Genomic DNA, 15,891 nt, shown 5'->3' on the forward strand with positions numbered 1-15,891 from the left:
CGAACCGCTAAGCGCGAACCCCGAGTTGCAGCAGCAACGACGACGTTCTCGCCACGAGTGGAACAGCGAAGTTCTAAGCAAGTTCAACCTCAACCCGATCTAGGAGATCAGTCACCATGACGATGAAGTTCAACCCTAAGGCACGCGCGGAACAGATCGCTGCCCAGCTCAAGGCGGCGCAGGAGATGCAGGACGCCTACGACCAGAACATCGAGACGGCAGTCAAGCACGCCGGACGCACCCGGGCCGAGTTCGTGGAGATGCTGTATGACCTCTTCGATATCGGACCTGAGAAGACTCCCCGGATGAAGGACGGTCAGCCCGTGAAGGACAAGCGTGGCGAGACTGTCATGGTCAGTACCGACAAGGACGAATCGATCCGCATCGGGAAGCTCGCGGCGAAGTTCGAGGTGCTGGTCAACGACTTCCAGCGACGCCAGCGCGAGGATCCCGACCGCGGCGAGCGTGCCTGAACGAGGGAGTGTCCGGGTCGGACCAGGGAGATCCAACCCAGACACTCACCTTATCTGTCTTGCGTGCGGCTCCAGGGAACGCACAGATCTTCCGTGGACCCGCGGCCGTCCTCAAGCAGTAAAAGGAGGAGGCTCCCCCGAGCACCGAGCCGAAGGCGAGTGCGCAGGTGGAGGAACCGCTGAAACGTCCGGCCCAGGCCGGGAGCGAGCCGAAGGCGAGGTTATTTGTCATACGTTTCAAAGTGGTTCTCGAACTCGGAAACGGGTGTGGTTCCAGGTCAAGTCGAGATCTGAATACATCCTGTGACTGACTTGTTTGAAGGGAGACTTGAAACGTATACTGATACCGATTTCTACGCGTATCAATTGACCTATTTCAGTGAGGTGGACACCGTGACCGGAACGAAGACCCGGAGGTCGAAACCTATGAACTTCGGGGCGCGTCGTTCCATCCGACTCAGCCCGTCCGAGGAAGCATCCGTCGAGGCCATGCGAGAAGCGCTTGCTCACCTCCGAGGAGTCCCGATGGAGAAGGTTCCATTCTCCGAAGGGCTTCGACTTCTCCTGACCGCGAATGAGAAGACCGCCCGCGTGATGGCAGGACAACCGGAACAGCTGGCCACGGCATCGACCTTTGTGGACGTCCCAGCCGACCTCTGGAACGGACTCACCGAATGTCAGAACCGGCTCTCTCATTCCCAGGGCTCCCTCTACACGGTCATGCGGAAGCTGAATTTCAACGAGGGCATCACCGGGGATGAAGTCCGTGCGGCATTCACAGCCGTCCAAGAGTCCAAGACCGCTGTCGTCCGAATGGAAGAGCGCCTCCTGGACTTCGTCGAGGCTCAGGGCTCCTGATGGCGACGGCATCGGCGCAGAGCACACGCCGATCAGGAGCGTCACAGAACTATGCGAAGAAGGGTGCTGTGGCCATCTCCGCCATCAACGCGACGGTGCCTCGGTTCGAACAACAACTCCAGGAGATCCGTCTCGCCCACGGCAAAGACGGTCTCCGTCCGAGGCAGGCTGTAGACGAGGATGGGAAGACTCTGCGCGACAAGAACGGCGACCCCGTCATCGCGCGCGATCGCTGGGGCGAGGCTGTCTACGAAGCCAAATACATCCAGGCGTACTCAGCGGTTCAGAGCTTCGGGCGCGAGGAACTCGACCCGGATGATCCAAGCTCATGGACAAGGGCGAATGAGCTCGGCAGAGCGTTCGCTCACGACAGGGCCCCGGGGCACCCAGCTCTGATCGCGACAGAGATAAGCGGCCGATCAGGGATGGTTCACAATCACATAATCTTCGGTGCCGTTCACCCCGAGACAGGGAAGAGCATCGATTCCAACGTCTTCACGCCGTCGAGGATGATCGTCGCCCATGACCGGGTCCTGGCGGAGCAGGGATTCGAGCAACCAGCGTTCATGCGCCAGATCGCAATGGCGGTCGAGGCCGAGATGGCAATGCGTCGCTGGCAAATCGAGGACGCCGCACCGGCTGGCCTCAGCCCGTCTCAGCTGGGGCGCCGGATCAGTGCTGCGGAAAGCTCAGTCAAGGTTCGTCACCATGTCGACCACGCGGGGCGGCAGACTCCTGAGCAGGTGCGTGAGGCCCGACAGCAGCGTGAGTACGAAAGGTACGAGCTGAACGAGGCAACCCGTAGTGGCGCCCTAGCTATCGGAGTCACTCCCCCGAAGGAGAGGTTCTGCGAGCTGGAGCTCGAGTCTCGCGTCGTGAACTCTTTCAACGACCCCCGCTCGATCGGATGGGCGGAGCTGAGCACAGTGGGTCGCGAGCGGGGTGTCACGATCAGTCGTCGCGGTGAAGACGTCACTTACGGCATGATGCTGGCAGACTCCAACGGGGAACTGCAGGAGCCCGCCAGGGCCCACCGCCGGCGTGGAACGAAGCTTGGTGAGGGCTACCGCGTCGAGGATGTCGAGTCCTCCCTAGAGCGCAACAGATTGCTCAATCTGCAGAGGGAGAAGAGACAGTCGCTCCGGGCCGTGCAACCTGAACTGATTCAGCTCGGAGTCGCGGAAGGGCCTGTGTTCGAAGACCCCAGACGTGAGCATGCTCAGGAATCGACCCACTCGAAGAGCCGAGGCGAAACGCCGGCCAAGGGCACCGAGCGGGTGGGAGATCAGCATGACCTCTCGGCCACCCCCACCGCTGCACAGGGAGCGGATCAAGGCCGTGGCCGACATCGACAAGAGCCCCGCCGCGGCGCTGTCCGGACCAACCCCCACGGTGCGCACGAGGGCCTGCGAGTTCCCGAAATTGAACAGGAAGATCTACTGGTCGCGCCTGAGCTCGCAGATGGCCCCAATGCCAGCCTGCGTCGATCCCGAGAAGTCCATCAGGCCCGAAGAGGTCGCGACCAGGAGCTGGCAGAGGCAAGGCGTGAGGCTGCCGCAGCGCGACGGCGAACTCTTGCTGAGCGTGTCGCAGAGATTGACCGGAATGGCAAGGACCGTCAGTCAGGACATGGGTTCAGCTGAACTCGCGCTGGACCTCGCTGACAACAAATCAGGCTCCCCGGGTACGCCTCCGAAACAACGAATCCGAGCGTGGGGTACGTCTGGACACCCGCTCCAGGTGTCTCTGACGGGGTTGCGGGGCTTCTTCCCTCACACAAGAGGTCACGCATTTCCGGGAAGCATGAGTTTGTGAGACATGCCCACCATTCTTGAGACTCATGATCACGCCATCACTTGCCGCTTAGCTCAGGTGTGATCTTGGCTTCCGAACAGCGCCTGGTGAAAGTCTTGGGATTCCGGTCCCGGAACTTCGCAGCGGCTGGCGACGCGCACCATGCCGAGGGCATGGTCCACATGGTTGGCAACGGCGACGGAAGGTGTGTGCTCAGACTTCGGCCCCCGCGTCCTGCCGGATGGGGCTCCCCAGGCCTCGAGCAACTCCAAGTAGCGGTTGTAGTCTCGGCTCGAAGTTGTGAAGAGGCTGACTCCCCCTTCCTCGGTGGTGCGGTCCGCAATCCAGTCACGAACGCGCTTATTAGGGATCGGAGCGACCTCCGGGCCGTCCACCGTTCACTCCTGCCAGTGCCCAGATCGGCTGCCGTGTGCCTGACCTGTCGGCCCTCGCGCAGGAGAGAGATAGCGCGGGTCCTGAACCCTGGAGGATACGGGCGTGGCGTGGTGATCAGCCTTCCATGAAGGCCATCGGCTAGCGAAGGGCGGTGGGAAACTAAACTGTAGGTCCCGTCAAACTGTCACCTATCGGTGCGACAGACCCGCCGCTCAGTGGGTGCCCAGGGTGTTGCGGCTCTAGAAGAGTTCGTTGAAGGCTGCTTCATACTCATCGGCCGTTGAAGGCTTCAACTCACCGGAGACTCGAAGCAGGAACTCACCGTGGAGATAGTTCCACTCCGATCCGAGAATACCGCCACCTTCTTTCTGGATCTCTTGGATGTAATCTGACCGGGCTTGTGCATCGCTCTCACTGCCCCACTGCTCAACAGTCGCGCCCGTGTCGACACCGAGGTCCTCGCTGGGTTCTCCACCTTCGTCAGCGATAACGGCTGCCCCCGTATAACCGTTAGGGCGACCGATCAGGTCGTTGGGGTCATTGTCCTCAGTGACCTCAGTTACTTCGGTGGCAGAACCGACTGCCTCGGTCACGGCCTCGGCTACTTCCGTCGCGGTCTCTGGAGTCTGGTCCTGCTCCGATGCCGTCGTGCTCGCCGAGTCCCCAGCATTGTCAGATTGTGTCTCCGCGGATTCCTCTGTCGAACCACAACCACTAAGAGCAAGAACTCCTATGAGCGCCACAGCAGAGGACCAGTTTCTATGATTCATTATCGATTCCTTATTCTTATTCATCGTCATTGAGTTGAGATCCTCTCGACCCGGTTTCTGGGTCACAGTGCGTGCTGGTGCTTCACGCACCACTGTCGAGTGGCGAGCTAAGGGATGTTCTAGGAGATCAAGGGTTTCTCCGTGACAAACGCATGCTGACCCGCCTCGTCCTGCCAATACACGAGAGTCGGAGCGCTCTCAGCATCTGACGGGTTGGACGAATCAAGCGCCTTTCGCGTCTTACTGGCAGAGTCAATGAGCAAGGTGTACTCCCTCATGAGCTCGCGTTCGCCTTCCATTGTCGAGGTGTAGGCACTCTCTACATTCGCGAGATCCTTCGCGACTGACGAACCCTCGCCACGGGGCAGATTGCGCTGGCGCCAGCTCATACCTCCGAGCTGGTCTTTGAGCTCGGTCACCTTGTCCTTGAGGCTTTGTGAGCGACTGAGTAGAAACTGCCAGAATTCGATGCCCTCGTCGATGCTTGATTTAAGGTGCTCGACAGACGAACTCACCGAATGGGGATTCTCCTGCATATCGACACACACCCGGAGGTAGGAGACTCGCAGCTGCGTCAACGACGCCAACATCGCACTGTGATCGTCGTACTTCACCTGAGCGAACTTGGTGGTCTCATCGAAAGTAGTGACGTCTCGGTCTTTCACCAGATGGCGGAATCTGGCGGCTAGCGCGCCCATGTCACGCTCTGCCAACGCCAGGCGGATGAGCATGTCGTTGGAGAATGATCCCTCGAGGCTGTACTGCTGATAGACATCATCGACGACCCTCGAGGCAGCGAACAGCTCCCCTACGTGGGTCGCCTCGATCCTGGAAATCGCGTCATCCAGTGTGGTCTTGATCGAGTCCAGCTTCTGGTCGACCTGCTTGAACTGCTGCATGATCACTGCGGTATTGAGCGCCTGGACAGCCATTATTGGGGCGATAATCGGCAGCGCAATCGGGACAGCGACGAACGGCGCCTGACCGACAATTCCACCAGCACCCATCACTGCGCTACCTACACCGTTTCCAAGCTCCATCAGCGTGGACGGGTTAGCAGTGGCTATATAGAGCGTCGGGGACAAAGCCGCCGAGACCCCGGTGGTACCGGCTGCCGCTCCCGCGACGGTAAGAGACATCGCGCCTTGCGCCGATACCGCTTTGGCCCCCGGCACATAGCTCCCATGAGTCAGGTATCCCTCGCGAAAGCTCGAAAGAATCTTTTCGCGTAGCCCCCCTTCGAAGTTGAAGACCGCGAGCTCAGAGTCCCCTGTGCCCAAACGACGCACGGTGACTTCCTGGCGGTTATCTTCTGCGAGTGAGTCCATTAGTTCTCCTTCAGTTCTGATGACCACCTGTGGGTCTTCTCGTCGCTGCAGGACCGATCCCTCCTGAGGTCCCACAGCGAATAAAGCACTCACATCTTGGCTCAGCATTTTCGAGGGGGTTCAAAATGATCCAGAAGGTAGAGGTGGCCCTTCGGAATGACCTTGACGGCAGTGAAGCCCAGAGGACCCTGCCCGGTAGACCGAATCTCCACAGAGGTCTTGCCTATCCCTCCATTGCTGCATCCAGCTCTGACCCGCCAAGCTGCTCATCACCCTCGACAGTGGCCGATGTCGCGACGCTTGAGGACAACTTGCGGCGGATACGCTCCGCTAAGGCAGCCTGGCGGGCCTCGAAGAAGTCCACGAAAGCGTGGGCATCGTGCGGGAGGGTCGTGAGCTCGTTGAGCGACAAGTAGCTGTCCATAGCATCAGGTGTTGGATACGCGTGGGCAGCCCATTCAGACGGAGCCGTCGCGGACTTCTCGATGTTCTCTGGGCCTGGCAGCAATTGCAGGTTCGCCAAGAGATCACGGCGCTCCCCCATCGCCTCTATGTCCTCCGCCGAGAATCCTTGACTGCGCAGACGTTTAGAATTCAGCAGCGCCTTGGGGAAAACATGGTCGACATGGAATTGGTTACGGGTATCCACATGGTCGAACAACATCGCGAGCACGGCGAAGGTTCGAGCTCCGCCGTAGGAGAGGTCGAGAATGTCTTCCACTAGCTCGTCGGAGACCGCCAGGGACTTACCGCGTGCAGCCATGGCGCGCTCGAGCTCGGTGACTGGGAAGCCGTTCTGACCATGCTCGTGGAGTACGGCTCTGAGGTCTCGAAGTAACGTGTCCAATCCGGAGCCCCAGATCCCGCGGGCAATGAGTGACCGCAGAACCCACGCACGCATCATTGCACGGTCCGATTTCTGAGCGACCGCGACCCGGTACCCGTCTCCCAGCCCCCGCGAATGCAAGTAGTAGGCCACCGGGATGATGACGCTCTTCGCAGATAGCGTTGCGTCGGAGAGGCCGAAGTCGCTGAGTAGTCCGGCTGCGAGTTTCAGGGAGTCTCCGATTTCGTCCCACTCTTGATCAAGGACTGTCATATTCTCGGTCGTGAAGTTCTTGACCTTGAAGGCGATGTCGTTGATACCGGCAAGCATAAGACCGGCCTTCAGAACTACGTCCTGGGAGAAGCTGAACCCTGCCCCAGTGTTATTGAGTGAGTCAACGAGACCATGGATGGCGTCGCGAGCATCGCGCTCCTTCCACTGCGCTGTCGCGATCGACAGCAGCAAGTCGCTGTACGAGAGCGTGGTGCCGCCGGAGTTGACTCGGATAAAGATGTCGAGGACACGCTCTACGTCTTGATCGGTCTCCTCGTACATTTGCAGGCTTTCCTTGGCATGCACCGCGTTGAATAGATCCCCGAGCACTTGGATAGCGAACCCGTTGTTTCCCAGGCCGAGCTGCGCAAGATCCTGCATCGTGTCCATGGGGTTGGTGGCGTTGAAAATCTTCGTCACGGGATACCAAGTGTGCGAGGTATCGCCGTCTGAGTCGCGGATTTGCTCGTCGGTGAGGAGACGGAAGTCGTAGCGCAGGCCAGCCTCGTTCGACGGAGCTTCTCCAAGTACGTTGAGGTATAGACGTCGCGCTGGGTAGCCGCGGGCGCTGTTATGTCGGGCGTATTTCTCGCGCACCGCATAGGAGCCACGCAGCCCGATGTTGAGTGACGTGAGACGCTGCTGGCCGTCGAGAACTGCGGTGATCTGTTTCTGAGGCAGATCCAGGTCTGGGTTGTGACGGTTGTCGAACTGTGAGTAGTCCTTCATGAAGCCGTAGAACTTGAACTTCTCGCTCGTCTCCGGGTCGATACGCCAGGCCAGAAAGCTACCGATTGGGTACCCACGGAGGATTGAGTCGAATAGTCGTACGACTTGGGATGGCTTCCAGACGTATTCACGTTGGATGGCTGGCAGGACGAAATCGTTGGTTTGGATCCCACGAAGTGTCGCCGCAATAGTCTTAGCTGGAAGATGACCCATAGTACAAACTTAGCCGTACACATCGCTTCTCCGGCAACTGTGTCCATGTCAGAACTGACTTTTCGGACGGAATGTTCCACTATCAAATGCCTCGGTCGAGAATGAAGCTGTCGCTTCAGGGTCCTGATTAAGTGGCACTGACCTTGAATAACATCTTTCTGAATATCGGTCTTGCAGCCCTTGGTTGCAAGACAGCGGATGCGACGCCTCTGGACGAGTTGAGCTGAAGAACGCTCGAGGATCTCCGAGCCGGGCGGCAAGATTTCGGCAGCAGCCAAGCGAAACCTGAAACGACAGAGTTTCAATGCTCTATCGCATACTTGGAGCATGCACATTCCTTCGATCCCGGGTTACGAAGTTCAGGACGGCCCGCCGACTCTAGGACTCCTCTGGGCTCCTCCCGACGGCGACTACCCACAGGGCTTTGGCCGGGAGCGGAACTTCTACGCATCTGTCCTGACCCGATGGGTTGGCTCACCATTGAGGAACATTTCCATCACTCCGATGACATGTACGGCGGCACTCACTGCGTCCTCATCGACGCCGAGTCCCGAGACCATGTTTTGAGATCGGGTACCCATTGGTCGGGGCGAAGTGACATCGGCCAGGTGGAGGTCTGGAGCGACGGGACATTCTCGGATGGTCTGACCGCCAGCCGACACGGTGACAGCGGGCTGGTTTTCTTCTCTGCTGTCCGTGAGCACCACGGGTTCGTGCTCCCCACCTTCGAAATCACACCCACCTTCCTCTGGTACTGGGACGCGTTCCCCAGCGACTGCGGCTGGTCCTACTTCGACTCGGCAGGGCGCAGCGTCGAGCTGATCAGGATTTCCATCTCCATGGACGAGTGGAAGGTCGATGTCTCGGCGTTGGAGATGCGCACGTTCCTGGCCGCGTCCGGGCGTGAACTGCTCGTCCAGAAGGATTACACACTCCTCACGACCGACGAGATCAAGCCGTTCGCACGAGTCGACGACAACCACCGCACGACCTGGTCCAACCTCGACTGGCTCGCGATCGAGGATGACGGCTTCAGCGAAGCAACGGCATTCTCGAGCCTGATGGGTAAGTACGTCGTGACCGGCGCGGCCACCTCACGCATGCGCCGGGTCGATGCGCGGAACGCGGATAAGAGCTACCTCGAGTACATCTACGCGATCGACGCTCGTACTGGCGACATTCGGCGTCACACGTGCAACCCCAGGATGCTGGGCGACAATGAGGACAGCTCGCGGCTGCATTCGATGACTCCCGTTTACTTCAGCCGCGAAGTGCTCAACCGATATGCGAGCGAACCCAACCGCTACCAGGTGACGGCCAATCGCATCTCGTGCCTGGATCTCTGGGGCCTCGACATCAGCACCAACACTGCTGGACTGATTGAGGTCTACCTCGGCGAACTAGGTGCACTATCCGAGAGTGAACAGGCACACTGGCTCGCTCACAATGTCCCTCCCGAGGGGGAGATGGACGAGGGGCGATTCCGGCGAGACTTCTTGAACCAGTCCGTTGGGTCACCGGACCCGGGGGGCGACCTTCGGCGAGCCCGACACAGGGCAGCCGACGCGACCCGTGGGCTGCTCGGTTCACCGGTCTGGCGCGACCTTGATCCTCAGGCGGCTACCGAGTTCGAGGCGCTCCTTGGCCCGACAAGCAACGACCCGTCTGCACTGACCGCTCCGACGATCATTCTCACCAAGTCACTGGTCGACGGAATAGATCCTGCACCTTTGAAGAAGTTCCTTGGTGGAAGCGAGTCTGGTGAGAAGTCAATCGCACTCCTGCGCCGCCTGCTGTCGTCGTTGGGTGACACTCAAGACGCTGCAGAGGTCTTCGCCGCCCTCCAGGCTTTTCGTTCCGCAGGAGGGGTCGCTCACCTTGGCGGGTCAAACGCCGGCGCGGCTCGCGCCAGGCTCGGCATCGATGGAATGGCGCCACTGGAGGCATTCGCCCACATGACGGTGAGTCTGACCTGGGCGCTGAACCACGTGGCTGCCCTGGTCGAGGTGAGTCCGACTAGCTCGTCGATCGAATCGACCTGAGGTCTACGGCTGATCCTGAGACGGGTCTCGGCAGTGTTCGTGTACTCACCCTGAGTCGGGAGACGCCTCTGCACAAGTTTGCGCTGAAGAACGTTCGAGGGGGATGTCGGAGTGGACGCTGGGGAATGCTGCCCACTGTCCTGGCGCCGAGATCACGCGCGCGCCCGAAGGTACGCGTAGACCCCGCGGCCGGAGTGTGAGGGGAACACTGTTTCCGAACGCGGGGTCTACTGAATCACTCGCACCTTCAAGAGGTACTCACAACACTAGAGAGCTTTCTTGGATACGCCGTGGTCGTCGCCTGCGTACTCCCTGGAGTTAGCAATCGGCAGCGGGAAAGTGGAGAAGTACACGCACGGTAGAGGACCCCTCAGCGTGCACTGAGTTCTCAATGGGAGGATGCATGCCCGTAAGAGGACCGGCTTACGGGCATCGGCGCGACCTTCGGCCCTGTGAACAGATCACTACGTCCCGTGTGACTCTCAGGTATGGATCCACTCGGTGGGAACGTTCTAGAGGATGATCCATCCCAGTAGGCCAGCTGCCAGGACGACCGCCCAGGCTGGGGTCTTCCAGCTATTGAGAGCGACGAACGCCGCGACAGCCAGGAGAAGGGCGTTCAGCCCGACGTCGAGGACCCCAGCGGTGAAGACCGGGTCATACAAAGCCGCCGCGAGCACCCCGACGACACCGGCGTTGACCCCCAGCAGCGCCTTGCGGGCGTGCCTGTTGCTGCGCAGGGTCTCCCAAAACGGAAGAGCCCCGATCACCAACAGGGCAGCGGGTAGAAAGATCGCGACCGTGGCGATCAGTGCGCCACTGACCCCGGTGGGCCCCTCGGTCGTGGAAGCACCCAAGAACCCGGCGAAGGTGAACAGCGGCCCCGGCACGGCCTGGGCCGCGCCGTATCCCGCCAGGAATGTCTCTGCCGGGACCAGTCCATCGGTTTCGGCCTGAAGCAGCGGAAGCACGACGTGTCCACCACCGAATACTAGAGAGCCTGCTCGGTAAAACAGATCAGTCAGCGTCGCGTAGCCATTGCTTGTCAGAGACGCCACCACCGGCAGCGCGGCCAACAGCAGCCCGAACAGACCGAGGGAGAGACCGGCAGCCCGTTTCGATACTCGGACTGTGAACGCATCCTCTGGTTTCGGCTGATCGGAGTCTGGCTTCAGCCAGACCAGGCCGATGACACCCGCGACGGCGATCGCGAGGACCAGCATGAACGGACTCGGGAGCAGCAGAACCACGATCATGGCCATAGCGGCGATGGAGGCCCTGGGGGCATCTGGTGTCAAGGTTCTGGCCATCCCGAGGACTGCGTGAGCGACCACCGCAACCGCTGCGGCCTTCAGTCCATGAACCCACCCGGCCTCAGAGAGATCGCCCACGGTGCTGATGCCGTAGGCGAAGGCGACGAGCAACACGACGGAGGGCATGGTGAACGCGAACCACGCGGCGAACATGCCCAGATACCCGGCTCGCTGAAGTCCCAGCGCCATGCCTACCTGGGAGGACGCCGGACCGGGCAGGAACTGGCACAGCGCGACCAGGTCCGCGTAGGCCTTCTCGCTCAACCATTTACGCCGCTCCACGAACGCTTCCCGGAAGTAGCCCAAGTGTGCGACGGGCCCACCGAAGCTGGTCAGCCCCAGGCGAAGGAAGACGACGAAGACCTCCCACGGATTGCCGGGGAGTGTGCGGTTAGGGGCTGGCTGCGGCGCTGCGGTAGTCACGACGTTCATCTTGACCAAGGCTGGACGCTTCAGTCAATATTGCCTCAATGAACATTGAGCAACCATCCCTGCGGGATGCATCGGGTGTGAGTCTGGGGCACCGGGTCTCGCGACATGCTGCCCTGGCAGATCCGATGCGTCTGCGGATCACGGACCTGGTCATGGACTCGGATCTGTCCTCCTCAGAACTCCGCGAAGCTCTGGGGGTCTCTTCAAACCTGCTGGCTCATCATCTTGGGGTGCTTGAACGAGCAGGTGTGGTGGATCGGCTGCGCTCTGAAGGTGATCGACGGCGAAGCTACGTGCGACTGAGGCCAGAGGTGCACAGAATGTTGTCCTGGGAACGCGTCCGCTCAGCAGGCGACTCTCCGGATTCGAGAGAGGTTGTCTTCATCTGTACGGGAAATTCTGCGCGGTCTCCGTTTGCCGCGGCCCTCTGGAACCGTGACAGGCAGCAAGGATCTAAGGGGGTGCGAGCCAGCTCAGCAGGGACTCACCCGGCACCGCAGGTGTCTGAGAAAGCGGTTGAGGTCGCCCAAAGCTTCGGCGTGGATCTCTCCGCACACACGCCAAGTCCTGTCGCAGCGGACCAGCCGGGGGTGGAGACGATCGTCTTGTGTGACCGCGCCTATGAAGAGCTTCCACCCGTGAGCAGGACAGGTGGTCGTCGTCATTGGGCTGTGCCCAATCCAGGACGATCCCAGTCTCAGGACGCCTATGAGCGGGTCTTTTGCGAGATCGCCGAGCGCATCGAACTTATCGCACACCGAACTGCATCGACTCATTGACCGAAAGGATGAGAGACAACATGACTGGAACCGACAGCGAGGATTTCCTGCGTCGAACAGCGCAGGCTCGTGCCCGCATCAGCGAGGTGTCAGCCGAGGACGCGCTTCGACCAGACCATGCGGATCAGATCCTGATGGATGTCCGCGGAGAGGACGAGTATGCCCAGGGACATTTGGCAGGGGCGGTGAATATCCCCCTGGATAAGTTCTCGGAGCGCGCTGAGACCGATCTGCCGGATAAGGGTGCTCCTGTGGTCTGTTACTGCAATGGTGGTAACCGAGGGGCTCTGGCTGCGGATGCGCTGCGGCAGATGGGGTTCTCTAACGTCGTCAGCCTCGCCGGAGGCTTGAACGCGGTGCCTGAGCCACTGAAAAACCAGGATGGCTAGCGAGAAGCGTCGCTGAGGGACGCCGTGGTGGGATCTCCGCTCTCGGTGATGCACGGTAGTTGTTCTTTGACGCTGCACAGTGCCCGTAAGCCGGTCCCCCGGCGTGCATCGAGTGCACAACTGGAGTATTTGAGCCCGAAAGACGCCCGACTATCGGGCAGTGGTAGCGATTCGCTCACAGGGCAATCCCTGGTCTCCGACCAACTGGAGTCTGTGACTCGCAGTGATGAGGGACGCTGGACTGACCGCCATGACTGTCCACACTGAAATCCCGGAGATTCCGCAGCCTCGCCTACGGTTTCGAGTCGAAGATTCGATCTGTTTACACGCCCATCCAACAGTCGCAAAATTCGATGCCGATCTGTACCCTGACGAACTAACCCACCGGAGAGGACAATTCGGGATGTCTCGATCAACGCGATTAGCTGTAGCAGCGCTCGTAGCCCTCCCTCTACTGGCGTCCTGCGGATCTGAACCGACTGAGGATCAAGAAAACCCAACTCCTTCGCCGGCCGATTCCGAAACGCCGGGTACCCCGGACGCCGAAATGCCAACGTCACCGACGGTCTACACCGCCGACACCTCAGCCATAGGGGCAGAGATGGCTGTCGGTGGACGGCTCGCCCTGATTGAAGGGGTTTGCTATGGCGTTGAACCCACTGACGGTTCGGGCGTTCTCAGGCCAGTCGTCTTTCCTGAAGGTGTTGACGTGGAAGGTGACCAGGGAATCAGGACCCCGTCTGGACTGATCCGCATTGGTGAAGAGGTCTGGGGATCAGGGTTAGCTTCGGACGCATCGGACTCGTATGCGGTTGAAGCCGGGCTCCCGACTGAGTGTGCGGGCGATGACGATGACAGTGTGATTATTATGGCAAGATTCGACAGCCCCGAGTAAGCCGAATCCCTGCGGCAGATCGGACCCCGCTGCCGAACATGTCGCACTCGACTGTGACTCCACGTTCAGAGGACCTAGCGACACAGCGTTCGAAGACGCCCATCGGGGTGACCGTAATTTTCTCCGCGTCGATCTCGGCGAAAGCGATGTAGCGGCACCCCTCCCGTCCATTGAAGGATCGCTATCGCTGCGCGCAAGCCGATCCCTCAGCGCGCATCGGGCCCTCGACGGGAGTTCGAGTGCCCGCAAGCCGGACCCTCAGCGAGCACCAAATTAGGGGCTGCGACCCCAGGCCAGGGGTCGACTAAATCGTCAGCAGACCCAGGCTGTTCAAAAAAGACGCCTGGCGTTCAATAGAATCCTGGGAGAAGGGATTGATACTCCGGCTTCTGGGCGGCGCGGTGCTCACCGTGTTCACAGGACAACTACCGTGGATAGCCCTTGGAGCATTCCTCGGCCCCGGTATCGGCTACAAGATGGGCCGACAACAGCACCACCAAGACGGCTCCGGTCCACACCCGCCAGAGACGAATCTCGCGTCCCCTCGAGGCGAGACGCCCCGAGCGGCGCGCCAAACGATTCAGTGGGAGGGCTCTTCTCCGGGGAGCCCACCGGTTGCCATGGGTTCCACGAGACACCGTTCAACTCCAGCGACGCGCCCCTCCAGGAGTGACCAGGGAGCAGTCGCAGCGTCTCGCTTGAATTCGAAACAACCAAACTATGGACAAAAGTCTCTAAAAGCATTTTCCCGTGCTAACTTTTGACATGAACAAAGTGGACACGTGTCTGCATGGCGAATGGGGGCACATTGTGCTGAATGAAGCACGCAGACAACTCGCACTTGACTCACTCAATGTCCTCGACACTCCGCCCGATGAGCGCGTGGACCGAATCACGCGGATGGCCCAGCAGATCTTCAACGTGCCGATGGTCAGCGTGAATCTCTTAGATCGAGAGCGCCAGTGGAGCAAATCCTCGGCCGGTTTCGATGCCCCAGAAGAGCCCCGCGAAGGCGCGTTCTGCGAAGTCACCATCAACCAGAATAAGACTCTGGTCATCGAGGATCTCGAAGAAGACGAGAGATTCGCGTCCAGCCCTTATGTCACTGAGGCCCCGAATCTTCGCTTTTACGCTGGACACCCCATTGAGGCCCCCGGCGGCGAACATGTAGGGGCCCTGTGCCTGATGGACACCAAGCCGCGACAGCTCGATGAGCATGAGCGCGACTTGCTGGAAGATCTTGCCCACTGGGTCCAGACCGAGCTGGCCCAGCAGCAGGAGCTCGACCACGCCGCTGTCATCCAGCGCGCGCTGACCCCTCGCGAACTGCCCCAGCCGGCCGGTTATACGGTGACGGCCGGCACCGTTCCCGCGGGCTGCGTCTCGGGCGACTTCCACGACGTGGTACTCCGAGAGGGTCGCCTGCGCGTCACCCTGGCTGATGTCATGGGCAAAGGCACCGGCGCTGGCATCATCGCCTCGGCAGTCCGGGCGTCCATGCGCACCACCCCTGGGCGTTCACTGCTCGCCACCGTCTCGGAGACTGACGCGCTTCTCGAGCAGGACGTCGGGGACTTGAACATGTTCGTCACCCTGTTCTGCGCCGACCTCGACACCGCATCCGGCCACGTCAGCTATGTCGATGGTGGGCATAGCCTGAGTTTCATTCGCCGTGCCAACGGCAGCTGGGAGCATCTGAACTCCACCGGGCTGCCGCTGGCAATGGGCATGGGTCAACCCCACGAGCTCGGCACCGCCCAGCTACACCCCGGTGATGCGCTCATGTGCTGCAGCGACGGAGTGTTGGACCTGTTCGACCTGGAGGACCCTTTCAGCCAGGCCGATGGACTCCTTGCCAAATACAGCGTCGACGGGGCCGTGCAGGAAACCCTACGACGTGCCCGAAAAACTCAGGCCCTCGACGATGTCACTGTAGTCGTGGTCCGACGGGATTCTTGAGTCACCATCTGACCCCGTCCCTGATCACTGGCTCACGTGTCCAGGCTGCTTGACGTGGAGCCCCTGGAAGGTGAGTGACTCCTGAGGGGTCGGCACCTGAGGTGCTGCGTCGGAGACGTGCCCCTCTAGGGGAGGTCTCCGAGACGCCACTGTGCGAAACCCCCTCGCCGTCGACGCACTCGAGACGCGGTCCATCGGACATCTGCCTACGAGAGTCAGTGCCTCAACGCGGGCTGCGAACCGCCCGCTGCCGGACACCTTGAGAGGCAACAGATGGAGAGCTGCGCAGCCGGTGAACGATCACCGACACAATAGTTGCCATGGTGAGTGTCGCCATCAGCAGCACACCCACCGCGAGCACATTCCATCCCACCCCGAAGGCAACGAATCCGGAGAGGGCAATCTGAGAGGCCTGGGTCATA

General features: G+C 60.5%; 13 protein-coding genes. 7 read left to right on the plus strand and 6 right to left on the minus strand.

What is annotated here, in order from left to right; genetic code table 11:
• The first annotated feature begins 116 nt into the window (after positions 1–116).
• From IY716_RS04720 to IY716_RS04730, 3 genes are all read left to right on the plus strand, one after another.
• Positions 117–473: a hypothetical protein gene (locus tag IY716_RS04720; protein ID WP_218220429.1), complete on the plus strand. Its 357-nt coding sequence runs from the start codon at positions 117–119 to the stop codon at positions 471–473.
• A 525-nt stretch (positions 474–998) separates the two neighbouring features.
• Positions 999–1,331 carry a hypothetical protein gene (locus IY716_RS04725; protein WP_218220430.1) on the plus strand — a complete coding sequence of 111 codons (333 nt, stop codon included), beginning with the start codon at positions 999–1,001 and terminating at the stop codon, positions 1,329–1,331.
• A 68-nt stretch (positions 1,332–1,399) separates the two neighbouring features.
• The gene (locus IY716_RS04730) at positions 1,400–2,974 is read left to right on the plus strand and encodes a relaxase/mobilization nuclease domain-containing protein (RefSeq protein WP_218220431.1); all 1,575 of its coding nucleotides are present in this window, start codon (positions 1,400–1,402) and stop codon (positions 2,972–2,974) included.
• A 225-nt stretch (positions 2,975–3,199) separates the two neighbouring features.
• On the opposite strand, the gene IY716_RS04735 is transcribed toward IY716_RS04730, so the two are convergent.
• The 4 genes from IY716_RS04735 to IY716_RS04750 form a co-directional block, all read right to left on the minus strand.
• Complete coding sequence (locus IY716_RS04735; RefSeq protein WP_218220432.1) at positions 3,200–3,520, minus strand: hypothetical protein; 321 nt, start codon at positions 3,518–3,520, stop codon at positions 3,200–3,202.
• 240 nt (positions 3,521–3,760) lie between these two features.
• Complete coding sequence (locus IY716_RS04740; protein WP_218220433.1) at positions 3,761–4,321, minus strand: hypothetical protein; 561 nt, start codon at positions 4,319–4,321, stop codon at positions 3,761–3,763.
• 89 nt (positions 4,322–4,410) lie between these two features.
• Positions 4,411–5,619, minus strand: a complete 1,209-nt coding sequence (locus tag IY716_RS04745) for a hypothetical protein (RefSeq protein ID WP_218220434.1) — start codon at positions 5,617–5,619, stop codon at positions 4,411–4,413.
• Between the two features lie 223 nt (positions 5,620–5,842).
• The gene (locus IY716_RS04750; protein WP_218220435.1) at positions 5,843–7,660 is read right to left on the minus strand and encodes a DUF262 domain-containing protein; all 1,818 of its coding nucleotides are present in this window, start codon (positions 7,658–7,660) and stop codon (positions 5,843–5,845) included.
• 464 nt (positions 7,661–8,124) lie between these two features.
• On the opposite strand from IY716_RS04750, the gene IY716_RS04755 reads away from it, so the two are divergent.
• Positions 8,125–9,702, plus strand: coding sequence for a hypothetical protein (locus IY716_RS04755; protein ID WP_218220436.1), 1,578 nt, complete (start codon positions 8,125–8,127; stop codon positions 9,700–9,702).
• A gap of 512 nt (positions 9,703–10,214) precedes the next feature.
• On the opposite strand, the gene chrA is transcribed toward IY716_RS04755, so the two are convergent.
• Positions 10,215–11,447, minus strand: a complete 1,233-nt coding sequence (chrA, locus tag IY716_RS04760; protein WP_218220437.1) for a chromate efflux transporter — start codon at positions 11,445–11,447, stop codon at positions 10,215–10,217.
• Positions 11,448–11,572: 125 nt separating this feature from the next.
• On the opposite strand from chrA, the gene IY716_RS13990 reads away from it, so the two are divergent.
• The 3 genes from IY716_RS13990 to IY716_RS04775 all read left to right on the plus strand — a co-directional run bounded on the left by IY716_RS13990 (position 11,573) and on the right by IY716_RS04775 (position 15,469).
• Entirely contained in the window at positions 11,573–12,226 is a 654-nt protein-coding gene (locus IY716_RS13990; RefSeq protein ID WP_369699670.1) for an ArsR family transcriptional regulator, read from the plus strand.
• 20 nt (positions 12,227–12,246) lie between these two features.
• Positions 12,247–12,615: a rhodanese-like domain-containing protein gene (locus tag IY716_RS04770; RefSeq protein WP_218220439.1), complete on the plus strand. Its 369-nt coding sequence runs from the start codon at positions 12,247–12,249 to the stop codon at positions 12,613–12,615.
• 1,660 nt (positions 12,616–14,275) lie between these two features.
• Complete coding sequence (locus IY716_RS04775; RefSeq protein WP_218220440.1) at positions 14,276–15,469, plus strand: PP2C family protein-serine/threonine phosphatase; 1,194 nt, start codon at positions 14,276–14,278, stop codon at positions 15,467–15,469.
• A gap of 223 nt (positions 15,470–15,692) precedes the next feature.
• Here the strand turns inward: IY716_RS04775 and IY716_RS04780 are convergent, their stop codons facing one another.
• Complete coding sequence (locus IY716_RS04780) at positions 15,693–15,890, minus strand: hypothetical protein (protein WP_218220441.1); 198 nt, start codon at positions 15,888–15,890, stop codon at positions 15,693–15,695.
• Between the last annotated feature and the right edge of the window lies 1 nt (position 15,891).

This window comes from Nesterenkonia sp. Act20 (assembly GCF_019173455.1).
Classification (GTDB): Bacteria; Actinomycetota; Actinomycetes; order Actinomycetales; family Micrococcaceae; genus Nesterenkonia.